At 67.8% G+C, this 22136-nt stretch carries 24 protein-coding genes; 15 read left to right on the top strand and 9 right to left on the bottom strand.

Annotated elements, in window-relative coordinates:
- Positions 1-9: 9 nt before the first annotated feature.
- Positions 10-957, bottom strand: a complete 948-nt coding sequence (locus OG947_RS17490; protein WP_328812504.1) for an ABC transporter substrate-binding protein — start codon at positions 955-957, stop codon at positions 10-12.
- Positions 958-1109: 152 nt separating this feature from the next.
- Between OG947_RS17490 and OG947_RS17485 the strand changes: the two genes are divergently transcribed.
- Positions 1110-1625 (top strand): hypothetical protein, encoded by a 516-nt coding sequence (locus OG947_RS17485; RefSeq protein ID WP_328812503.1) that lies wholly within the window; start codon positions 1110-1112, stop codon positions 1623-1625.
- Positions 1626-1634: 9 nt separating this feature from the next.
- Here the strand turns inward: OG947_RS17485 and OG947_RS17480 are convergent, their stop codons facing one another.
- Positions 1635-2255: an NAD(P)H-dependent oxidoreductase gene (locus OG947_RS17480; RefSeq protein ID WP_328812502.1), complete on the bottom strand. Its 621-nt coding sequence runs from the start codon at positions 2253-2255 to the stop codon at positions 1635-1637.
- 98 nt (positions 2256-2353) lie between these two features.
- Between OG947_RS17480 and OG947_RS17475 the strand changes: the two genes are divergently transcribed.
- From OG947_RS17475 to OG947_RS17465, 3 genes are all read left to right on the top strand, one after another.
- Positions 2354-2929, top strand: coding sequence for a TetR/AcrR family transcriptional regulator (locus OG947_RS17475; RefSeq protein WP_261781351.1), 576 nt, complete (start codon positions 2354-2356; stop codon positions 2927-2929).
- A gap of 100 nt (positions 2930-3029) precedes the next feature.
- The gene (locus OG947_RS17470; RefSeq protein WP_328812501.1) at positions 3030-4247 is read left to right on the top strand and encodes an FAD-dependent monooxygenase; all 1218 of its coding nucleotides are present in this window, start codon (positions 3030-3032) and stop codon (positions 4245-4247) included.
- A 30-nt stretch (positions 4248-4277) separates the two neighbouring features.
- Positions 4278-4748, top strand: a complete 471-nt coding sequence (locus tag OG947_RS17465; RefSeq protein ID WP_027505555.1) for a MarR family winged helix-turn-helix transcriptional regulator — start codon at positions 4278-4280, stop codon at positions 4746-4748.
- A gap of 3 nt (positions 4749-4751) precedes the next feature.
- On the opposite strand, the gene OG947_RS17460 is transcribed toward OG947_RS17465, so the two are convergent.
- A complete protein-coding gene (locus OG947_RS17460; RefSeq protein WP_328812500.1) occupies positions 4752-6032 on the bottom strand; it encodes a sensor domain-containing phosphodiesterase in 1281 nt (426 codons plus the stop codon).
- Positions 6033-6232: 200 nt separating this feature from the next.
- Between OG947_RS17460 and OG947_RS17455 the strand changes: the two genes are divergently transcribed.
- Genes OG947_RS17455 through OG947_RS17445 form a run of 3 tightly spaced genes read left to right on the top strand, consistent with a single transcriptional unit; the run spans position 6233 to position 8447 of the window.
- Positions 6233-7084 (top strand): SDR family oxidoreductase, encoded by an 852-nt coding sequence (locus tag OG947_RS17455; protein WP_082544688.1) that lies wholly within the window; start codon positions 6233-6235, stop codon positions 7082-7084.
- 59 nt (positions 7085-7143) lie between these two features.
- Positions 7144-7797, top strand: a complete 654-nt coding sequence (locus OG947_RS17450; RefSeq protein WP_308115411.1) for a helix-turn-helix domain-containing protein — start codon at positions 7144-7146, stop codon at positions 7795-7797.
- Positions 7794-8447, top strand: a complete 654-nt coding sequence (locus OG947_RS17445; RefSeq protein ID WP_307092084.1) for an enoyl-CoA hydratase-related protein — start codon at positions 7794-7796, stop codon at positions 8445-8447. Before OG947_RS17450 ends, OG947_RS17445 begins: the two co-directional genes overlap by 4 nt.
- Before the next feature lie 18 nt (positions 8448-8465).
- Here OG947_RS17445 and OG947_RS17440 read toward each other — a convergent pair whose 3' ends face one another.
- Entirely contained in the window at positions 8466-9968 is a 1503-nt protein-coding gene (locus tag OG947_RS17440) for a flavin-containing monooxygenase (protein ID WP_056448723.1), read from the bottom strand.
- 156 nt (positions 9969-10124) lie between these two features.
- Here OG947_RS17440 and OG947_RS17435 point away from each other — a divergent pair, with 156 nt between their 5' ends.
- Positions 10125-10979, top strand: coding sequence for an alpha/beta fold hydrolase (locus OG947_RS17435; RefSeq protein ID WP_027505550.1), 855 nt, complete (start codon positions 10125-10127; stop codon positions 10977-10979).
- On the opposite strand, the gene OG947_RS17430 is transcribed toward OG947_RS17435, so the two are convergent.
- Positions 10960-11841, bottom strand: coding sequence for a class I SAM-dependent methyltransferase (locus OG947_RS17430; RefSeq protein WP_162246787.1), 882 nt, complete (start codon positions 11839-11841; stop codon positions 10960-10962). The two genes, OG947_RS17435 and OG947_RS17430, sit on opposite strands and share 20 nt — an antisense overlap.
- A 48-nt stretch (positions 11842-11889) precedes the next feature.
- On the opposite strand from OG947_RS17430, the gene OG947_RS17425 reads away from it, so the two are divergent.
- A complete protein-coding gene (locus OG947_RS17425) occupies positions 11890-12702 on the top strand; it encodes a class I SAM-dependent methyltransferase (RefSeq protein WP_328812499.1) in 813 nt (270 codons plus the stop codon).
- Positions 12693-13679, top strand: a complete 987-nt coding sequence (locus OG947_RS17420; protein ID WP_222638521.1) for a phytanoyl-CoA dioxygenase family protein — start codon at positions 12693-12695, stop codon at positions 13677-13679. The genes OG947_RS17425 and OG947_RS17420 overlap by 10 nt, the downstream gene beginning before the upstream one ends.
- Before the next feature lie 24 nt (positions 13680-13703).
- Here OG947_RS17420 and OG947_RS17415 read toward each other — a convergent pair whose 3' ends face one another.
- Positions 13704-13871, bottom strand: coding sequence for a hypothetical protein (locus OG947_RS17415; protein WP_222638522.1), 168 nt, complete (start codon positions 13869-13871; stop codon positions 13704-13706).
- A 37-nt stretch (positions 13872-13908) separates the two neighbouring features.
- Between OG947_RS17415 and OG947_RS17410 the strand changes: the two genes are divergently transcribed.
- Entirely contained in the window at positions 13909-15168 is a 1260-nt protein-coding gene (locus OG947_RS17410) for a hypothetical protein (protein ID WP_328812498.1), read from the top strand.
- A 103-nt stretch (positions 15169-15271) separates the two neighbouring features.
- On the opposite strand, the gene aztA is transcribed toward OG947_RS17410, so the two are convergent.
- Entirely contained in the window at positions 15272-15916 is a 645-nt protein-coding gene (aztA, locus tag OG947_RS17405; RefSeq protein ID WP_027505546.1) for a zinc ABC transporter ATP-binding protein AztA, read from the bottom strand.
- Between the two features lie 54 nt (positions 15917-15970).
- Here aztA and aztB point away from each other — a divergent pair, with 54 nt between their 5' ends.
- The 4 genes from aztB to aztD are packed head-to-tail and all read left to right on the top strand — an operon-like array spanning position 15971 to position 20246.
- The gene (aztB, locus tag OG947_RS17400; RefSeq protein ID WP_231476305.1) at positions 15971-16828 is read left to right on the top strand and encodes a zinc ABC transporter permease AztB; all 858 of its coding nucleotides are present in this window, start codon (positions 15971-15973) and stop codon (positions 16826-16828) included.
- 33 nt (positions 16829-16861) lie between these two features.
- On the top strand, positions 16862-18079 hold the full coding sequence (locus tag OG947_RS17395; protein ID WP_328812497.1) for an ABC transporter: 1218 nt from the start codon (positions 16862-16864) through the stop codon (positions 18077-18079).
- The gene (gene aztC / locus OG947_RS17390; RefSeq protein WP_328812496.1) at positions 18079-19002 is read left to right on the top strand and encodes a zinc ABC transporter substrate-binding protein AztC; all 924 of its coding nucleotides are present in this window, start codon (positions 18079-18081) and stop codon (positions 19000-19002) included. Before OG947_RS17395 ends, aztC begins: the two co-directional genes overlap by 1 nt.
- A gap of 32 nt (positions 19003-19034) precedes the next feature.
- A complete protein-coding gene (gene aztD, locus OG947_RS17385; RefSeq protein ID WP_027505542.1) occupies positions 19035-20246 on the top strand; it encodes a zinc metallochaperone AztD in 1212 nt (403 codons plus the stop codon).
- 54 nt (positions 20247-20300) lie between these two features.
- On the opposite strand, the gene OG947_RS17380 is transcribed toward aztD, so the two are convergent.
- Entirely contained in the window at positions 20301-20753 is a 453-nt protein-coding gene (locus OG947_RS17380) for a hypothetical protein (protein WP_328812495.1), read from the bottom strand.
- 29 nt (positions 20754-20782) lie between these two features.
- A complete protein-coding gene (locus OG947_RS17375; protein WP_328812494.1) occupies positions 20783-21925 on the bottom strand; it encodes a DUF6745 domain-containing protein in 1143 nt (380 codons plus the stop codon).
- Between the last annotated feature and the right edge of the window lie 211 nt (positions 21926-22136).

Genomic DNA, 22136 nt, shown 5'->3' with positions numbered 1-22136 from the left:
GGTGACCGCTCAGCCGGCCGACCCGTACATCTGCTCGACGAGGTCGAGTGACCACTGCGCTGTGATCGGCCCACCGTCGTTGGTGAACTTGTCCGTTCGCACCACCCGCCCGTCCCGCACAGCCGGCAGATCGGCCCAGAGTCGATTCGACTCCAGTGCTCGTAGATCGTCACTCGACGTGATGGCCGCGAGAAGAACGTCCGAATCCGCTGCGACAGGGATGTTCTCCGCTGCGAAGTCGGCCTCGGGACGAGCCGATTGCCAGGCCTGTCCGAATCGAGCTCCGACGTCCTCCAGCACCAGCGAGGTGATTCGCTCCCTGTTGATCGAGATGCCACCGCCGTCTCCGGTGGCGATCGACAGCACCGTCGTGTCACCGAGAGGTCCTGCGAGTTGCTGTCGGAGCGCGTCGACGCGGTCCGAGTACTCGTCGAGCAGTGTGGCGGCCGTGTCCTCGCGACCCAGTGCCGCACCGACCCTGGTCACGTCGTCCTGCCAGGACACCCCGGAATCGGTCGATCCCACGGGGAGCACAGGCGCGACGGCGCTCAACTGGTCGTAGATCTCCTCGACCACCTCGTCACGCGCGATGATGAGGTCGGGATCCGCTGCGGCCACGGCTTCGATGTCGATGCTGTTGCGCGGGAACAGCTCCGCGACTCCCCGCGACAGCAGGTCTCGGGTCGGTGCCGTCAACGGCCCCGGGATCTCCGGCGGAGCCTCGGACTCGACGGGCATGCCGACGACAGGGAGGCCGAAGGACAGGGCGATGTCCAGATCCCGACGCCCGTCGATGACCACGACCGACCGGATCTCGTCGGGGACGACGATGGCCCCCAGGCTGGTGTCGACCGTCCGGCCCGTGGCGTCGTCGGCCGAGACGTCCGCAGTGCACGCGGTCAGCACCGCGACGGCACCGGCAACTGCGAAGACTTTGGTAAAGGATTGGTAATGCACGCCTCACCGTAGCGAGGTGGCCGACAGCATTGTGGCGCCAGCTCGGGCCCGAGCATGTGTGAACGGTCACGATGCGTCAACGACACCGCAACGCCGACCGGACTCGCGCTCACCCACCACCCTGGTCCCTTTCGTCCCGTATCGTGCCACTCGTGTCTTCCTCGTGGTTCAGACGTCTGGCCGTCACAGGTTCCGCAGTCGTCGGCGTACTCGCGACATCACCCGGCCTCGCATCGGCACACCACCAGGAGTTCACACCCTTCCCGTACAACATCTCACTGGGCCGGGGAATGTCGTTGCCGTGCGCCGGCGAGGTGGGTGGCGACGTGTACACACCCCACGACAGGCCCGGCATCGCCGTAGTCACTCTGACCTGGAGGACGTTCGTCACCGACGCGTGCCCACTGGCCATCTACGTGAACATGAACAACACCGACGCACCTCGCGTGGATCCCTACAGCGGCGCGAAGCCGACAGGCGGGACCTGGATGGTCCATCTCGAGTCGGCCGCCATCGGCACGGTCCCACCCGCGGGCAGGAAGTGGACCGAGCAGATCGCGATCGACATCGGTTCCGGCAGAGCGGGACTGACCCTCACCACGGACGCTCCACTCAACACCACCCTGCTCGACCCCGCGGGCAACACGGTTCGCTTCACGGTGGCCTAGCCACCGAGTTCACGCCCGCGCACCGGAAGCCTCCGCCGCCGAGGAACGGACCCGGGCCGCCACGCCGTCCACGATCGCCCGCGCTTCCCGGGCGAGGGAGTCACGTGAGCGCGTCTCCGCGTCGTGGACGATTCCCGTGTGCCCGGTTCGCGCGCCGGTGTATCCGAGAATGCCGGTGATGATCTGGGTGGACAGGGCGGTGTCGTAGCCGCGCTTAGCGAATCCCTCGGCGTCCTCCCCCGCGACCATGGCCAGATGCACGGTCAGGTGGTCGAGCCTGCGTCCGGTCGGCGTGACTCCGGTGTCGAATGCCCACCCGTCGGTGAAGACGCGATCGACCCACCCCTTGAGGAGCGCGGGCATCGACCACCAGTAGACCGGAAAGACCAGAACCAGGTCGTCGACACCGTCCAGGCGACGCTGCTCGGCGAGCACATCCGCAGGAGGAGTCCCACCCGCCGGATATCCGGCGCGGTCCTCGAGCGAGAACCGTGGATCGAAGCCCTCGGCATGAAGGTCGGCGACAGCGGTGGACACGGCGTCCTCGGTGAGTCGATCGGCGACGGAGCGAGCGAGACGCTGGGTGAACGACGTGGGGTCGGGGTGGGCGACGACGACGAGCGCGGTCATGATGATCCTCTCGGTCGGGATGTACCATCAGTAGGTTACCGGTGGTAGGTTACCAACGGTACATAAGAGACAAGGCGGTGTCGATGGCACGGGTGCGAATGACGAGAGAGGATCGCCACGGGCAACTGGTGACCCTTGCCTGGACGATCGTGCGCGAGGAAGGCGCCGACGCGCTGACGCTGGGTCGACTCGCGCACGCGGCCGGTATCACCAAACCTGTTGTGTACAGTCACTTTCCCTCGCGCGCAGCCTTGCTGGTGGCCTTGTTCGAGGCGTACGACGCGACGCAGACATTCGCACTGGAGCAGGCGCTCGACGCGGTCGAGCACTCACTTGCCGAGCGAGCGCGCGCCATCGCCACGGCGCACGTCGACTGCGTGGTCACCCACGGGCGCGAACTGGCGGGCGTCGCCGCGGCCCTGGAAGGCGCACCCGAGTTGGCCGACTACAAGCGCCGGTCGGACGCCGCCTACTCGGATCGGTGTCGATCATTCCTCGAACCGTTCGCCGAGGGAGTGCTTCCGGCGTCGACCATGACCGCCGTTCTCGGTGCAGCGGAGGCACTCTCGGCAGAAGCAGCTGCGGGGAACCTGGACACCCGGGAGGCGTACGACGAACTGACGGCGACCATCGTCGACGGAGTGGAACGCAGTCGTCGACGCGTCGCCGACTGACCGAGACGAGGTCGCAAAACACTCTTCATGGTGAAGTTACTTCACAGTGAAGTTATAGTGGTGGCGGGTCGGCCTCGACCCCCTATCGAAAGGCTCGACCGTGACCGCCTCACAGCAGCACCCCGTCCGCGTCCTCGTCACCGGCGCGAGTGTTGCCGGCCCGACCCTCGCATGGGGGCTTGCACGCACCGGTTTCGACGTCACCCTTCTCGAACGGTCGGCGTCGCCGCGTGAGACGGGACAGAACATCGACATTCGCGGCCTCGGCCGAGAGATCGTCCGACGCATGGGTGTCGATCACTCGATCATGGAGCACCTCACCGGGGAAGAAGGCACCCGCTTCGTCGACGAGCGCGGAGAACCCTCCGCAGTCTTCCCTCGCGAGGAGGGTCGCGACGGCCCCACCGCGGAAATCGAGATCCTGCGGGGCCGACTGGCGCAGATCCTCGTCGACGCGGTCCCCGACAGTGTCGAACGCCGCTTCGGTGACTTCATCTCCGCCGTCGAGCAGGATGCCTCCGGTGTCGACGTGACCTTCGACAGCGGATCCACCGAGCGCTTCGACCTGGTGCTCGTCGCCGAAGGACGCAGTTCTCGCACACGGCGCCTGACATTCGGAGCCGAGACCGAACTGCGCGACTTCGGTGTGAGCATCACCTACGGCACCCTCGATCGGCGTCCCGAGGACGTGAACACGTGGGACTGGTACACGGCGACCCGCGGACGCGTCGCGTCCGTCAGGCCGGACAACGAGGGCATCATCAGAGCGAGCATGTCCTTCCGGTCCGAGCCGTTCGGCTTCGAGAAACTGCCCGTGGCAACCCAAGTGGAGATTCTGCGTGAACGGTTCCGCGGTGCCGGATGGCAGACGGACCGCATCGTGGCGGGGTTCGCGGCCCGGCCGGACGAGTTCTACACCCAGCGCATGGAACAGGTACTCGTCTCCACCTGGAGCAAGGGCAGGGTGGCGCTCGTCGGGGATGCCGCGTGGGGCTCGGGTCCGACCGGAATGGGCACCACACTCTCCCTGGTCGGAGCGCACATCCTCACCGGCGAGTTGGCCGCGCACCCCGATCGACCGGACCTCGCCTTCGCTCGCTACGAGGAGCTCATGCGTGGCTACGCCGACAGCGCGCAAGGACTCCCCCGCGGCGGCGCGAAGCTGCTGCATCCGATGTCTCCCACGGGAGTGCGGGCACTCCGCGTCGGCCACCGCGTGGCGGCTTCGGCGCCGGTGCGCAGACTGTTCCAGTCGACCCTCCTGACGAGCGAGAAGCATGTTCCCCGCCTCGCGGAATACCCTCGTCTCCGTGCCTGACATCGCCCACGCGGGAAAGACCACCCACCGATGACCTCACCCCAGACGCGCGTTCTCCAGGCCCTCCGGCTGTACGCGGTGAGGTACCAGGAATCGGCGCATCTCCTCGCCCGCTGGATGGACCTGCCGACCACGGACGGAACCGCACTGGGAGAGGTGATCTGGGCCGAACGCGAAGGCAGCCCGCTGACTCCCGCGGCGCTGTCGCGGCGGGTGGGCCTCACCTCCGGTGCCACCACGGCGTTGATCAACCGGCTGGAAGAGAGGGGGTTCGTTTCCCGCAACCGCGAGAGCAGAGACCGCAGATCGGTGACGCTGCGGGCCACCGAGGCCGCCCACGAGCGGATCGACCCCTTTCTTCGACGGTCCTCGGCGGCGCTCGACACTGCACTCGGCGACTACGACGCCGACACCGTGGACGCGATCAGCGAATTCCTCGTTCGATTCGCCGATGTGCTGCCGGGGGTCTCCGACGCGGAAGGTCACGTCGAGGACGCGTGAGGATCATCCGCGAGACGGCAGCACGCGCCTCATCAGCGACCGTGCCGCCGACACGACCAGACGACGGTCGTGCGTGAGGATGAACTCGAATCGCCGATCGGCGTCGGGAACGTCGACATCGCCGAGGTCGCGAGCGATCAGCGCCGCGAAGTAGTGCCGGCCCACCGCCGTCACCGTCCACTCGCCCGAGAATCGTTCTGTTGCATCCAGTGCGGCACCGCGCACTCCGGGGGCCGGCTCGTCCGGCAGGCCCACCCCCAGCGCGGCGATGAACGGGTGCAGGGCCGCGAGATCGGCGTACCGGTCGACCACGTTCGGCGCGAACCACCGGGCACGTTGGAATGCCGAGAGCACGATGAGTGGGTCCACAGCGCCGCGGGCGTGGTCCTCGATCTCACGAGCCATGCTCAGCACGAACGCTTTTCGCCCCACCAGGGGTGGGATCTCCCCGAACAGGTCGGACGGCACCTCCGGCACTGCGGAACCGGCCGACGACCGTCTGCGTGACACCACCGACGGCGTCCGGTCGAGAACGTCGCGGCGTCGCGACGTCTCGGACGGCAACGCCGCGGGTCGGCCGAACAACCAGCCCTGCCCCAGGGTGGCACCGAGCGCTCTGGCACGGGCCAGATGCTCCTCGTTCTCCACACCCTCGGCGAGAATCGTCGCGCCGGTGAACTCGGCGTGCGCACGCACCGCAGCGATGACACGCGCTTGTGCCGGACTCGGATCGGACTGCACCAGCGTGCAGTCCAACTTGATGATGTCCGGTGCCACGAACTCCAGCATGGTGACCGTGGCCTCGTTGGCCCCGACGTCGTCGAGGGCCACCGAGCACCCGAGTCGTCGAGCAGCGTCGACCACCGCCAGCAACGTGGCGGGATCGGACAGCAGCGACCTCTCGGTCAGTTCGATCACGACGTTGATCGGCCGGTCGAAGCTGTCGAGCATTCTCCGTGCGAAGTCGGGTATGACGGGCCCGTTGTGCGGTTCGACGTTGATGAAAACGCTGTACTCGGTACTCAGACCGGCCTCCGCGGCACCGGAGAGTGCGGCCAGTCGGCATGCCCAGTCGAGCTCACGCACCACACCTCGATCCGCCGCCTCGTCGAATACCCGTCCGACATCCACACCGGGTACCGCGGGCCACCGAGCCAACGCCTCGTAACCGACCACCACCCCGGAGTCCAGGTCGACGATCGGCTGATACACCGATCGCGCTCCCCACACGTCCGCCAGGACGGCCTCGACCGCGCGGGATTCGGGATCGACGATGCGCTGCACGCCACCCTCTCCGACGGACTTCCGGGGTTGGTCCGCCGCCGCTCGACTACGGAGCGACTGTGATCACCCCCCAGCCTACGGGTCCCGCGCGTGTCGGGACGCTGATCGGGGTTCGAGTAACCGAGCATCCGCTCTGCTACGGTCCGAGGAGTCCGCGGTACTCACCGTTCACCGCGACATCGACGAAGGACGGATGCCTCATGACTTTCTCGGGTAAGACCGTGTTCATCTCCGGGGCCAGCCGCGGCATCGGGCTGGCCATCGCGAAGCGCCTCGCAGCGGACGGCGCCACCATCGCGCTGCTGGCCAAGACTGCCGAACCCCACCCCAAGCTCGACGGGACCGTGTACACCGCGGCCGCGGAGATCGAGGAGGCGGGCGGGCAGGCGCTGCCCATCGTCGGAGACGTTCGTGACGGCGAGGCGGTGCAGGCCGCCGTCGGCGCCGCCGTGGAGCAGTTCGGTGGCATCGACATCTGCATCAACAACGCCTCGGCGATCAACCTCGGATCCATCGACGAGGTTGCTCTCAAACAGTTCGATCTGATGAACGGCATCCAGGTGCGCGGGACGTACGCCGTGTCGCAGGCGTGCCTGCCCCACATGAAGGGCCGCGACAACCCGCACGTCCTCACGCTCTCACCGCCCTTGCGCCTCGAACAACGGTGGCTCGTGCCGACCCCCTACATGATGGCCAAGTTCGGGATGACGTTGTGCGCCCTGGGAATCGCGGAGGAGATGCGGGAGATCGGCATCGCATCGAACACGCTGTGGCCTCGCACGTTCATCGCGACCGCCGCGGTGCAGAACCTGCTCGGCGGCGACAAGGCGATGAGCGAGGCACGGAAGCCCGAGATCTACGCGGACGCGGCGTACGCGGTGCTGAGCAGACCGGCCCGCGACTACACGGGACAGACTCTGCTGTGCGAGGACGTCCTGCTGGAGTCGGGCGTGACCGACCTGTCGGCATACGACTGCACGCCGGGAGGCGATCTCGCAGTCGACATCTGGGTCGACGAGCCCAATCCCCCGGGCTACCGACCACCCGCCTGAGGCAGCCCGCCGGCGACCACCGTGCCGTAACAGAGCACATGCTCTGGTATGGTTCGGTGGTGCCTCGCCCCCGCCTCCACGACCTCGACGCGCTGATGGACGCCGCCGAGTCGCTGGCGGTCGACTCCGGCGCCTCCGCCGTCACGATCCGCGCGATGTCGGAGCGCACCTCGATCTCCAACGGCGCCATCTATCACGCGTTCGGGTCACGAGCGGGCCTCCTCGGACGAGTGTGGGTCCGTGACGCACGTCGGATGCTCACTCTGCAGAACGATGCGGTGACCACGGCACTCGAGCACCGACCCGGACGTGACTCCGCCGTCCGGGCCGTCGTGGCAGCCGCAGACGCACCGGCTGCCTTCCTTGCCGAATCACCCGTCGCAGCACGGTTTCTCATGACTGTCTCGCGGCGAGAGCTGTTGGGCACCGACGACCTGCCCGACGAGGTCGCCGCAGACCTGCGCACCCTCGACGAGACACTGGCCGCACTGCTCGTCCAACTCTCCCGAGCCCTGTGGAACCGCGCCGATCGCGAGAGCGTCGCCGTCGTCAAGGACTGCGTCGTCGGGCTCCCGACAGCACTGTTGCTGCGCGGCACCACATCACCCGACATCGCCGCCCGGGAACGACTCGCCGCCGCCGTCCGCGGCATTCTCGCCCTGCCCCCACCGACCACGGATCACGCCCCGCCCAGACGAAAGGCCTCCTCATGACCGCCACCCTCGACCTCCGCGACGGCATCGCCGTCCTCACCCTCGGGGACGACGAGAATCGCTTCTCCCCGGACTGGCTCGACACCGTCGGCGCCCAGCTCGACACGGTCGAAGCCGACGCCCGCGGACTCGTCACCGTCGGCACCGGAAAGTTCTACTCCAACGGACTCGACCTCGACTGGCTCATGGCCAACGGCGAGCGCGCCGACTGGTACGTCGGCCGCGTGCACGCTCTGTTCGCCCGCATCCTGACGTTCCCGCTCCCCACCGTCGCCGCCGTCAACGGCCATGCCTTCGGCGCCGGCGCGATGTTCGCTCTGGCGCACGACTTCCGCACCATGCGAGCCGATCGCGGTTACTACTGCTTCCCCGAGGTCGACATCGACATTCCTTTCACCCCGGGCATGGCGGCGCTGATCCAGGCGAAGCTGTCACCGCAGGACGCCGTCGTCGCGATGACCACGGGGCACCGTTACGGCGGCGACGACGCACTGGCCGCGAGACTCGTCGACGCCATCGCCCCCGACGACGAGGTCGTCGGTGCCGCGATCGAGCGGATCACGCCCATTGCCGGCAAGGACCGCGGCACCCTCGGCGCGATCAAGACCACCATGTTCGCGCCGGTCGTCGCGGCTCTGCGCGCGAGCTGAGTTCGACCTCGGCGGCGATCAGCCCGCCCGTCCACCGAAGGCGTAGTCGGCCAGGGGGAATCGGCGGCTGCGCCATGCCGCCTCGGGAGTGGTCGACGCCCGGAACGGCACGTCCCCGTTCGCGGTGAAGTAGTAGCTGTTGGCGCCGGCACACGTCGGATCGGTGAAGACCTGCCACGACCGACGTGCCAGTATCGCGCTCATGTACTGCTCCTGCGCCGCCGAGGTCACCTCGGCGAAGGTGGCCCGGCGTCGACGAGCCTCGGTCAGGACACGCACGATGTGCGCGGCACTGTTCTCGACCAGGGTGAAGAACGAGGCGCCGTTGTATCCGTAGGGGCCGAAGACGGTGAAGAAGTTCGGAAAGCCCGCCGTCGCGACGCCCTGATAGGTGTGGAACCTCTCGGCGTCCCAGTGCTCCGCCAGATCGGTGCCGTCGGCGGAGGTGAGCGGATACGTCGGCAGTGCGTCCCTGTCGGTGACCTTGAATCCGGTGGCGAGGACCAACACATCGAGCTCGTGCTGCACGCCGTCGCTCGTGCGGATGCCGCCGGGCGTGATCGCCTCGATGGACGTCGTCTGCAGAGAGACGTTGTCCCGGTTGAACGTCGAGAGATACGAGTTGTGGAAACTCGGCCGTTTGCACCCGAGCGCGTAGGTCGGAGTCAGGGCGTCCCGTGTGGCCGGATCGTGTACCTGTGCGGCGATGTACCGACGCGCGGCGACCTGGAGAGCCGCGGTGGCGGGAACCCACTTGTGAAAGTGCGCCAGCACCGGGAACGTCGCCTCGACGAACGCCTGGCTCGCCAGGCGGGCGATCTGCCGGACTCCGGGGACTGTCTCGAGACTCGCGCGTCCCATTCGGCCGAGCGGGAAGTCCGGCTTCGGCAGGCACCAGATGGGCGTGCGTTGAAACACCGTCAGATGGTCCACCTCCGGTGCGATCTCCGGGACCACCTGCACCGCCGTCGCGCCGGTACCGATGATGCCGACCCGCTTACCGGCCAGCGAGACCTCGTGGTTCCACCGGCTGGTGTGCATCGTCGCGCCCTCGAAGGTGTCGATGCCCTCGATGTCGGGGAGCTTGGGCTGGCTCAGCGGCCCGCCCGCGTGGATCAACCAGCGTGCCGTCACGTCGCCGGCGCTGGTCGAGATCGACCACGTCGCGGACGGCGCATCGAACGAGGCCCCGTGTACGCGCGTGCCGAACTGCAGATGAGGCGCCAGGCCGTACTCGTCGACGATCTGCTCGGCGTAGGCACGCAACTCGCGGCCGGGGGCGTAGCTGCGCGACCAGGTGGATCGCTGAGCGAACGAGAACTGGTAGCTGAAGGACGGAATGTCGACCGCCACGCCCGGATAGGTGTTCCATTGCCACGTGCCGCCGGGACCGTCACCGTCGTCGACGATGAGAAGATCGTCGAAACCGGCCTTGCGGAGCGCGATAGCGGTACCCAGGCCGGAGAAGCCTCCGCCGACGATGACGATCTCGTGGTGCCTGCGCGGTGACGTGTCGGGCATGAGGCCCCTTCTTCGACGGTGTGTGGCCGTCGAGGTGCGTCCCTCGTGGCCTCGTGACTCTGCGACGGTACAACCGTGACCCGAATCGGACAGCGAAACGTGCAGCGCACGTACTTCCACCGTCATCACGGGGTCCGACCTCCTAGTGTCTGCACCATGACCGTCGAACGAGTACCGGTGTCGGGCGGACACATCACCGTCGAGACACTCACGGGCAGCTCCGATCCGATCCTCGTGATCCACGGGGTGTCCAGCCAGCGCATGCTGTGGAACTGGCTGCACGCGGAGGCGCCACACCTGACGCTCGTCGCGCCGGACCTCCGCGGCCGCGGTGACAGCGTCGACGTCACGGGCGCGTCGTCGCTCGCCCGTCACGCGGACGATCTGGACGCCGTTCTCGAGGCCCTGGGACTCGACTCCGTGCACGTGTGCGGCATGTCGATGGGTGCATTCGCCGCAGTGGAATTCGCAGCCCGGTTCCCGTCCAGAGCGAAGAGTCTCGTTCTCGTCGACGGAGGCGTGCCGGTGGAACCGCCTGCCGGTCTCACCCGAGACACCGTCGCGGCCGTGTTCGAGGACAGGATCGCGCGAACGCGGCAGCGATGGGACGACCTCGACGACTACCTCGACTTCCTGGTGTCGACGTCGTTACCGCTGCTGGACCGTGACGATCCGCTCCTCCGGGAGTACGCCGCTCATGATCTGGCCGACGGTGCGATCCGGCTGTCGACCGATGCGGTCGTCGCGGACGCCACGGACGTCTTCTTCGGTGACTCGCGGTTCCGCGACCTGACGGTGCCGATCCGATTCCTGCACGCGCAGTGGAGCGTCGGGGCAGGGTCTCCGCCGATGTACTCGCCGCAGGACATCGACGCTCTCGAGCTGACGTCCGTCAGAGCACTGGACGGCCTCGATCATGCCGGCACGATCATGACCGCCGTGGGCGCGGCTGCCGTGGGCGAGACGATCGACGACGCACTGCGGGACGGGGTCAGTGACGGGACGCGGTGAACACGTCCACCGGATGCGGCACTCGAAGGCCTCCGTCCGCGCCGGGGACCGACACCGCGTCGAGGTAGGCCCGCACCGGGCCCTGTAGATCGGGGGTCAGCCTGGCCTGCACCGCGAAGTCGAGCACCTCGTCGCTCGCGGACGCCAGATCGACCAGCGCGTGCAGAGTGGCCACGTCGTCGACGACGATCCCGGCGTCGACGAAGGCGTCTCCGACGTCACCGCTGAACCACTGTCGATGACCCTCGAGCGGAGGTGCGAGAACTCCCACCAGCGCGTTCAGCTCGGCCGACGGTGCGACGGCCACCCACAGTTCGCCGCCGGGACGTAGCAGCGCGAGAGCAGCGCGCAGGGTCGCCCCGACATCGGCGACGTAGTACATCGAGTGCACGAACATCACGACGTCGAAGGTCTCGTCGTCCACCGGGGAGTCACCGAACGACGCCACGTGGCCGTCGGCACTCAGCTCGTCGGCACCCAGCGCGGCCATCGTGGCGGTGAAGCGCTCGACACTGCCGATCCACGGATCGATTCCGACGTACCGCACGGGGCGCCCTGGCACCGCCAACACCAGACCGGCGGCGAGACGGACGTCCAGCACGCCGTCACCGCATCCCACGGACAGCACCGAGATCGGTCCGTCCCCCCTGGTACCCAGCCTGCCGGCAAGGTGCTCGGCGATCAGATCGCGCTGATCGGAGAGCAGTTCGAAAGCGGAATGCAGGCGGGCGTAGGAGTCGGGTTCGAGGCCGGCCAGGGCCGGAGCTCCCCGCCGCACGGCGCGCACACCGTCGAGAAGCACTGCGGCGAGCTCGGTGGGCGGTGGCGCAGCTATGTTGGACATCAGATACGAGTCAATCACGACGCCTCATCCGGTGTGTTGCGGTCGGCTCCTTTCAGGAGGAGTGACATGAGCAGTGGAGACACAGCAGAGCGCAGCCTCGAGCACTGGAGCGAAGCCGGTCGCACGGGCATGGAGGCGTTCTACGCTCTCGCGACCGAGGACTACCGGCAGCTGGCGTTGGCCGCCGACTGGCCGACGCTCCTCAGCGACCGCGCGCACGAGGGCTGGTCGCTGCTCGACGTGGCGTGCGGCAGCGGAAAGTTCCCCACCGCGCTGCGCCGCTACACAGACCTGTCGGCGGTTCCCGAGCTGGCCTACGACCTTCTCGACCCGTCCGCGTTCTCCGTCGCCGAGGCACGCGGCGCGCTCGAAGCGCCGTTCGCGGCCCGGCACGACCTGGTGATGACCCTGCAGGACCTCCCCGCGGATCACGCCGGCTACGACGTCGTCTGGGCCACCCACGCTCTCTACGCACTGCCGCCGGACGAATTGGACGCTGCGGCAGAACGATTCGTGGCCGCACTGGCTCCCGGAGGCCTGGGCCTGATCGCACAGGCCACGGCGGCCTCGCACTACCTCGCGTTCTACGACGCCTTCCGCGCCGGGGTGCGCGAGGCGACGCCGTACACGACCGCCGAGCAGGTGCGCGACGCACTGACACAAGCCGGCGCGGACGTAGGCGATCAGCGCGTCACCTACACGACCGGTACCTCCGACCGTGGCATCGCCGAAGGTTTTCTCCAGCGCTGCGCGTTCGACGACTCGGTGTCGCTGGAGGAGATGGAAGCCGCTCCGGTGCTGGGCGAGTACCTGGCCTCCTGCCGCGACGCGTCCGGTTCCTACACCTTCTCGCACGAGGCGGCGCTGCTGTGGCTCTGAACGACTCGACCACCAATGATCGCCTGCCCGAACAGAACCGGGACGGCGGTATCGATCAGGACTGGGCAGGCGACGATCAGGACTGGTGGGACTGGTACGTCACCCTGGCCGCGAACGATGCGGCGCCCGCCGAACTGGTCGAGGGTCCCGGCCTGCCCGATGTCGAGGCCGCCACGGACGAGCAGATCGAGCGCGAGCTGGCCGAGCCCTACGCCCTCGATCCCGCTTCCGTCGAGGCCTTCGCACGGCAGGCTTTCGTGCGACTGCCCGCAGTGCTGTCGCCGGCGGTGGTGCGCCGCCTCGCCGAGCGACTCGAGGAGTTGCTGCGCGCGGAGCACGGTGACGACGTCGCCGGGCGATTCACCGCGCTCGAGCAGATGTGGCTCCACGACGACCTGATGCGCACCGTGGCGCTCTCGCCCCGCATCGGCGGTCTGGCTGCGGCACTGCTCGACGTGCCCGGAGTTCGCCTGTACCACGACAATGCGCTGTCCAAAGAGCCCGGCTGCGGGCGCACGCCGTGGCATCACGACGCCGAACACTTCCCCCTGCAGACCACCGACGCCGTCACCGCGTGGATGCCGATGTCGGCCATCCCGGGCCGGATGGGTCCGCTGTCCTTCGCCCGCGGCCGGGACGTGTTGGACGAGGTCGCCGATCTGGAGTTCGACAAGGTCGGCACGTCGTACGACGAGGCCGTCACCCAACGCTTCCTCCAGCGCGACGTCGCGGTGGAAGCGGAGCCGTTCGCGGTGGGAGACGTGTCGTTCCATTCCGCGCTGTGCTTCCACACCGCGGGCCCGAACCGGACGACGCAGCCGCGTCGAGCACTCGCCACCACGTACTTCGCCGACGGCACCCGTGTCGTGGAATCGCCGACCCTGATCAGCGGCACGTGGCGCGAGTTCCTCCCCGGCATCGAGCCCGGCGGACTCGCGGAGTCCGAGCTCAACCCGGTGGTGGGTCGCCGGGACTGAGTCGGCCGGCGGCAGCGGCCGTCGTCAGCGGTACGTGCGCACCATTCCCTGAATCGGATCGAACGACGGCGGCACATCGAGATCGACCTGCGTCGTCTGCGTCTGCACTCCGTCGTCTGTCGGTGACACCGTCTGCGGCAGAACGCGCCAGTGGGCGCGTGGGTCGTCCGGCTGCTCGTGGTCGGTACTCATCGCTGCCTCCGTGTGTCACCGCGGTAGTTTGGTCGCCGTGCAGTGGCGACAGTACGACCCTCGGGCGAGCGCCGCCGCCGGAACGGGCGCCTTCACAGCGTGTCTCGCGGTGATGTCCACCCCGCCCACCGATCTGATGGTGGCAGAGCGCGACTCTCCTGTCAGCTCTGTGTTCCTCAGTCCCGCGTGGGCCGGCGTCGTCGCAGTCGTGGTGGTATTGACGGCTGTCCGTGTGGCGTTCACTCACTCGCGGCGGGGCTTGATCACCGGTGTCGGCGCGGCGGGCACCGCCGTCCTGGCGACGCCGGCGGCGGTCGACATCTCCACGGCGTGGTCCGTGACTGTGGCCGGTGTCGGATCCGGACTGATCCTCGTCACGGCGGTGACTCTGGCCCACACCAGTCGCACCGCATTCGTCGCTCTGGCTCTCGGAGCCGCATCGGCCTACCGCTTCTCCCCACTCGTTGCGCAGCAGTATCCGGACCACTTCCGATGGTCGGTGAGTCTGCCGGGCGACGCATTCTTCCCCGAGCCGGTCGTGCCGATCCCGGTGCTCGTGGTGACCGCAGTGCTACTCGCGAGCACGATCTCGATGCCGCACGTCGTGACCCGTGGTCCCCGAACTGTGCACTGGCGCATGGCCGCTGCGGTCGGTCTGCTGTGGGTCGTGTACGCGCTCCTCGGTGACTACAGTGCGTCCGTCGGTCAGTGGACAGTGGCCGCGGCAGCGACGGTCGTCGTGATCGTCGGGGCAGCCATCGGTTCCGCGGACAGCGGTGCATTCTTGTGCGCAGGGCTTGCCGTGGCCTGCACCTTCGTCGGAGGAATGGTGTGGAACGCGTGGTGGCTCGTTCTCCTCGCGATCGCCGGCTTCACCGTCGGCGCCCTCGCAGCGCGGTGGGCACCCTCCACTCCGGTGGGCTGCTGCATCCTCGCGCTCGTCTGCGCGTCGGCTCTGTTCCCGTACGGCCTCGTGTCCACCGTCGGGTATGCCGTGGTCCTGCCTGCTGCCATCGTCTATTCGCTACTGTCGTCCCGACCGTCCGATCCGACGATCACTTCCGTGGGCCTGCTGATCCCGACCATGCTCGCCGTCGTCACACTGTCCGCTCCTCCGGACCGTCCGTACGAGTTCGGATGGACGGTTGGTGCCGACCCGATTCTCGTTCTCGACCCCGGGACCGTGGGTTCCCGCTCGGTACTCGCGGTCGTGGTGGCGATGTGCGCGGCCGTCGTCGCAGCGGGGGTTGCAGCACGTGTCGACCGTCGGAACCACAAGCAGCAGAACCCCTCCTGAGTCGTAGCGGTCGTGGACTTCCGACCCCGGTGGACGGGGGCGACAGTCCACAATCGATGACCCGTTCGGCATCCACGGTCGATCGGTGACACTCGAACGCCCATCAGCGGACCACCCGCCCCGCCTCGAGCTTCACGACCCGATCGGCCATGTCGATCACGAGCGGATCGTGAGACACGCAGGCGACTGCCACGCCGCGCCGGGCTTCAGCCCTCATGACGTCCCGAATGCGATCCCCGCTCGTCGCGTCCAGACCCGTCGTGGGTTCGTCGAGAAGCAGAAGATCAGCGCGACGCGCAAGGCCCTGCGCGAGCAACGCCCGCTGTCTCTGACCGCCTGACAACGCGGAGAAGGGCCTGTCTGCGAGCTCGCTGATACCGAGGCGATCGAGCGCGTCGTCGACGACACGGCGAGACTCGGCATCGAGACGGCGCCACGCCCGCCTCCCGCCCCAGACGCCGACCGTCGCGACGTCCCGCACCGTCACCGGCAGTCGGTCCGGGACCGCCGCGCGCTGTGGAACGAATCCTAGTGCCCGCGTCGCGACTCGGGTGCCGGACGTCAGCGCACGCGTTCCCGCGATCATCTCCAGCAGTGTGGATTTGCCGGCACCGTTCGGACCTGCGATCGCCGTCACCTCTCCCGCGACGACATCGAGGTCGACCCCGTCGATGGCCACGTGTTTGTCGAACTCCACGCGGGCACTGCGCAGCCGAGCAGCGAGTCGGGTCGTGTCGATCTGGCTCATGGACTCACCTTAACGACTTTGAAAACCATTAGCACTATCGTTACGATCCCAAGCGTGACAATTCAGGCGCTCGTCGAGCCCTTCTCGCTCGCCTTCGTGCAACGCGCCCTCGTCGGGGGCGCACTCGTGGCGGTGCTGTGCGGGGTCGTCGGTACGTGGGTCGTCATCCGCGGCATGGCTTTTCTGGGAGAAGCCCTCGCGCACGGGATGTTGCCCGGGGTCGCCCTGGCGACGGTCCTGGGGGCGCCCGCGCTGGTGGGCGGCGCGCTCAGCGCGGTCGTGATGAGCCTCGGCATCGCTGCGCTCCAGCGTCGCGGATCCCTCTCCTACGACACGAGCATCGGCATGCTGTTCGTCTCGATGCTGGCACTGGGAGTCATCATCATCTCCCATTCGGGAAGCTTCGCCACCGATGCCACGTCCATCCTGTTCGGAGACATCCTGGCCATCACGTCCGTGGACATCGCACTCCTGGCCGTCGCTGTGGTGGTCGGCATGACGGTGGCCGCGGGCTTCCACCGCTCGTTGGTGGCGCTCGCGCTCGATCCCCGCATCGCGTCGGTACTGGGCCTTGCTCCCCGCGCGGCACAGGCTGCTCTGGTCGCCCTGGTGACGCTTGCTGTCGTGGCCTCCTACCAGGCTGTCGGCTCGCTTCTGGTCGTCGGACTCCTGCTCGCACCTGCCGTCGCCGCCGGGCAGTGGACCACTCGGATACCGACTCGAATGGTGGCGGCCGCCTCGATCGGTGTGCTGTCGGTGTTCGTCGGTCTGCTCATCTCGTGGCACGCGGCCACGGCGGCCGGCGCCACGGTCGCCGCGACGGCGATCGCGCTGTCGGGCCTGTCGGTGGCGGCAAGGGCGGCGACCGCGTCGATCGGACGCACGACATCAGCGCCGGCGCTCTCCGTCTGACACCGGCCGACCCGATCCACCCGAAAGGACACTGTGCGACAACACATCACGACCACCGCTCTCGCCCTCGTCGTCGGCCTGACCGCGTGCTCCACCGAGCAGGCTCCGACGATCCCCGCCGACGAGGTACCCGCCGAAGGCCACGGAGCGATCGCCGACGCCGCGGAACTCGCCGAGCCACGACTCGGCCTCACGACCATCGATCCCACCGGCTCGATCTCGCACCTGGACCTACTGGACGAATCGGTGTCCGACCTCGGCAACATCGGTGCACCCGAGGCGATGAGCACCGACGGACGCTACCTGTTCGCCGCGACGGACGCGGGAATCGAGATCGTGGACAGTGGCGTCTGGACCTGGGACCACGTCGACCACTTCCACTACTACCGCGCCGAACCCCGGCTCCTCGGCACCGTCGAGGGCGCCGGCGACGCGACCGTGGCCACGTCGAATCAATCCACCTCGGGCGGAACCGGGCTCTACTTCCCCGACTCCGGCGACGCCGTCCTGCTCGACACCGCGGCGTTGTCGAAGGGCGAGATCTCCGAGTCGTTCCGGCTGCAGAACCCGCCGGGAGACGGCATGGTCGTGCCCGTCGGATCGTTCGCCCTCGTCACCGACGGGGTCGGCCCCTCACGGACAATCGTCGGACACACCTCGGACGGAAAGCGCACCGGTCTCGCCGAGTCGTGCCCCGACGCCGCCGGCACCATCACCACGCGTGTCGGCACCGTGATCGGCTGCTCCGACGGCGCGCTGCTCGCGTCCGCCACCGGAGACGAACTCACAGTGGAAAAGATCCCGTACCCGACTGACGTGTCCGCCCCTCCCGCAACGTCGTTCGACAATCGCGAGGGCCGCCCCACCGTCGCCGGCCTCGCCGGCGATCAGGGCATCTGGTTACTCGACACCCGCCAGAGGTCGTGGACGCTCCTTCCCGCTCCCACTCGCTTGACGCATGTGTCGGCGGTCGACGACAGCGAGAACCACGTTCTCGGCCTCACAGCCGACGGCCGCGTGTTCGTACTGGACGGAGCCGACGGTTCGGTCGTTGCCGAGACGGGCGCGCTCGTCGCCGCATCACTGTCCGCCGGTGGGACACCCACTCTGATCGCCGACCAGCAGCGCGCCTACCTCAGCGCGCCCACCGAACGGAAGCTGTACGAGATCGACTACGCCGACGACGCCCGCGTCTCCCGCACGTTCGAGACCGCGTCCGAACCGGCCTTCACGGCCGAGACGGGACGCTGATGATGCGAGGACACCGGACGGGCAGTCTCCTGGCCGCGGCGGCAGTGGCTGTGGTGGCCCTTCTCGCTGGATGTTCGGCGACAGCCGACGACCGTCCGGTGGTCATGGTCTCCACGAACATCCTCGGCGACGTCGTCGAGGAACTCGTCGGCGACGAGGCAGAGGTCGTGACGCTGATGAAGCCGAACGCCGACCCACACTCGTTCGAGATCTCCGCGCAGGAGGGCGCGCGTCTGCGATCGGCGGACCTCGTCGTCTCGAACGGGCTGGGATTGGAGGAGGGGCTACAGCAGCATCTCGACGCCGCAGCCGCAGAGAAGGTTCCGACGTTCGTCGCCGGGGACGTCATCGACGTGCTCGACTACCGGGAGGGCGACGCGGCGGGCAGCCCGGACTCCCACTTCTGGACCGATCCTGCCCGCATGATCGCCGTCGTCGATGCCTTGGAACCGGTGCTCGGCGATCTCGACGGAGTGGATCCGGCCACCATGTCGACACGAGCGGCCGAGTACCGCGGACAGCTACAGAGTCTCGACGAGGAGATGTCCGCCTCGTTCGCCGCGATCCCCGACGAACGGCGTGCGCTCGTCACCAACCACCATGTCTTCGGTTACCTCGCTGACCGTTTCGACTTCGAGGTCGTCGGGGCGGTCATTCCCGGCGGCACCACCCTCGCCGCACCGTCGGCGTCCGACCTGTCCGATCTCGTCGATGCCGTCGACTCCACCGGTGTCCGCACCGTCTTCGCAGAATCGTCCTCGCCCGACCGACTCGTTCAGGCACTCGCCAGTGAAGCCGACATCAGCGTGGACGTCGTGCAGTTGTTCACCGAGTCGCTCACCGGTCCCGACGGCGGCGCCCCCGACTATCTGACGATGATGCGCGTCAACACCGAACGCATCGCCGCCGGCCTCTCCCCTTGATCGGTATCGTTCCCACACAGAAAAGGATTCACATGCGTCTCAATCACTTCCGGCGGGCAGGCTCCACTGTGCTCGCGCTCGGCGCGGTCGTCACTCTCGCGGCGTGCTCCTCCGGAACCACCACGACCGCCGCCGACTCCACCACGAGCACCACCGCAGCGATGCAGGCCGGCCCTCGTGTCGCGGTCTCCTACGACGGCGGCGTACAGGTGCTGGACGCCGCCACCCTCGAGACCGTCGCGGACTTCGACTCCGAGGACTACACACGCCTCAACCTCGCCGGCGACGGGCGCAACGTCATGGTGACCACGAGCAAGGGCTTCCAAGTACTCGACACCGCCGCGGGCACCACGGACGCACCACAGCTCACGGACACGGTCTTCGAGGCGGAGAAGGCGGGCCATGTCGTCCGGCACGGCGGCAAGACAATCTTGTACGCCGACGGTACCAGCGACACCACGATCTTCGACACGGCAGCACTGGAGTCGAGCGACGGTCTCCCCGAGGTGGAGAGCATTCCCGGTGTGGAGGCGCATCACGGAGTCTCGGTCGTTCTCGAGGACGGCACGTTCCTCACCACTGTTGGTAATGCCAACGGACGCACCGGTATCGAGGTGCGCGATGCCGCCGGTGCGGTCATCGCGCGCAACGATCAGTGCCCCGGCGTCCACGGCGAGGGAACGGCACAGAACGAGATCGTCGTATTCGGCTGCGAGAACGGTGTCCTGGTCTACGACAAGGGCGAGATCACCAAGCTCGACGCTCCGGACCAGCCCTACGGGCGTACGGGCAACGCGTACGTCAGCGAGACCAGCCCCTTGGTCGTCGGCGACTACAAGAACGACGCAGACGCGGAAGGCTCACTGCTGCAGGCGGTCACCGTCATCGACACCGTGGCGAAGACGCTGGACGTCGTCCAGATGCCCGACGGTGCCGAGTACACCTGGCGCGGGGTCTCCCGTGGACCCGACGACAAGGCCTACATCATCGGAACCGACGGCGCCCTGCACGTCTTCGATCCCGAGACGCGCGAGTTCACCGCTTCCTACCCTGTCATCGGTGAGTGGGAAGGCCCCAGCGAGTACCAGGACGCACACCCCGGCATCTCCATCACCGGCGACACCGCCTACGTCACCGAACCGGACACCGACAGCATCCACGCCGTGGATCTGACCACCGGTGACGTCACCGTCAGCAGCGAACTCGACGTCACTCCGAACGAGTTCGTGGCCGTCACCGACTGATCCTGTCGTCACCAGGGGCGCGGTGTCAGCCGCGCCCCTGGCTGGTCGCGTGCGTCAATCCGCGACCAACCGCGCCGATCGAAAGTGCCGACCCACTCCACGCTCGCGTTGCCTGCTGATGACGTAGGAGCCGGGCGCAATTCCTGTCGCACCGTGTTCGGGGTGAATCAGGTACGCCGTGACCTCGGTGTCGAGGATGCCCAACGCAAGGCCGTTCGGATCGAACACCGGAGTGGACCACATGCAGTGGCCTTCCTCGCAGACGAGGCTGTGGGGGTTGCCGCCGGCGGCGCTGCGAAGCAGTTCGACGCCGGTGAGGGGCACGTCGTCGGACCGCGTGCCCCGAAATGCCTGCACGTGGACGATCATCGGGCGCGGCACGACGATCAGGTCGCCCTGAGCTTGAAGCCCGTCGACGACGGGTATCGACACGTCTCGATCGAGATAGTCGAAGACGTCGAGGCCGGTCAGGGCCGTGAGTGTGGACAAAGTCATGGTCGTGGTCATCGAAGTCACCTCGGGTCGTCGGAATGTGGTCACGTGCGGCGCACGAGACAGGAGTAGTCGTCGCCGGTGATGCCGTAGGTCCATCCGGCGGCGTCGAGCGCGGACGTCATGCCGTTCGGAACCGGCAACCCGTAGCGTCGCCGCCGACCGTCCCGCTCGACAGAACCGTTGACCACGAGCAGGATTCGGCCGTCGTCCACCCAGCTGGTCGGCGTGGCGTAGAGCGACAGCGGGGCGCCGGCATTCCCCGGATCGTCCGTCCGGTCGACGAGCTCGAGTCCGGCCTCGTCGATGTAGACGTCCCACCCGATGCGCTCGATGGCGCACCGGCGTACCTCGATGTTCCGTTCGCGTGCGATGCGCTCGACGGTGGGTTCGGCGATCACCCACTCGGGAACGATGGTCCCGTGATCGACATGAACGGATCGTCCGTCGGTGAACTGGACGGCGGGCTCGTTCTGTCCGTGCAGTCGCCGTTCGTTGTGCACCGCTCCCGGAAGAGGTTCGGTCTGAAGAATTCCAGGTCGCTCGGACATGACGCAGACACTGTCGAATGCCCACCACCAGCCGGTCGCCCCCGCGAGGGCTGTCTGGGTATCGAGGATGGCGTGATCCGTACCGCGGAAGGCAGAGATGCCCAGTGTGCGATGGATGTCGTAGTACGCGAGCCGGTGAGCTTCCTGCTGCCCGTACCACGCCACGCTTCCCGTCGGTCGCTGAACGAGTGACCGCACAGCGGCCGCCACTCCATCGAACAGGCTCGTGCGCAATGAATCCCACACCGCGATGCGCAGCAACTCGTCGGGCGCGATCCCCTGCCGCGCGGACTCCGCCAGTGGCTGCGTGCGTGCAGCCCAGAGTGAGCGACTGTCGGAAGGCCATCGTCGCGACACCCAGCCCGTGCGGTTGTCCATGCGTTCGCGTGACCGTGAGACGGTCGACGCGATTCGAGCGGCAGCACCGGACGTCAGGGAGTTCGTACTCGACAACTGTTCGGAGACAATCAGTTCGGCGCCGGCCGGTGGGGACGGTACCCACACGAACTCGGGACAACGGAACCCTGCATGCCTGTACAGATCCGCTACGGCGGCCTCGGCGGTCGGCCTGTCGGACGGCAGAGTGGACACACCCAGCGCGAGCCACGTGTCCCGCAACGTGGGTACGGATGCCATCTGATGAATCGATGACGATGCGGTTCTTGCCCTGACCGCGAAGGGTGTTGCTGCGGCGCTCACGCGAGGGTGGCGGTGTCCGCCTTTCCGGTTGTCATGCGTCCGAGAATGACACGTCCCGCGACGCAGCGCAAGAGTCGGTGCCGATACCCGCAGCAGGATCGGCACATTCGGCCGAAAGTTCTCCCAGGGGGCAGCGCACCGGATCTGA

The organism is Rhodococcus sp. NBC_00297 (assembly GCF_036173065.1).
GTDB lineage: Bacteria > Actinomycetota > Actinomycetes > Mycobacteriales > Mycobacteriaceae > Rhodococcoides.
The sequence above is the reverse complement of the archived record's forward strand: the minus strand, read 5'-3'. Positions and strand labels throughout refer to the sequence as shown.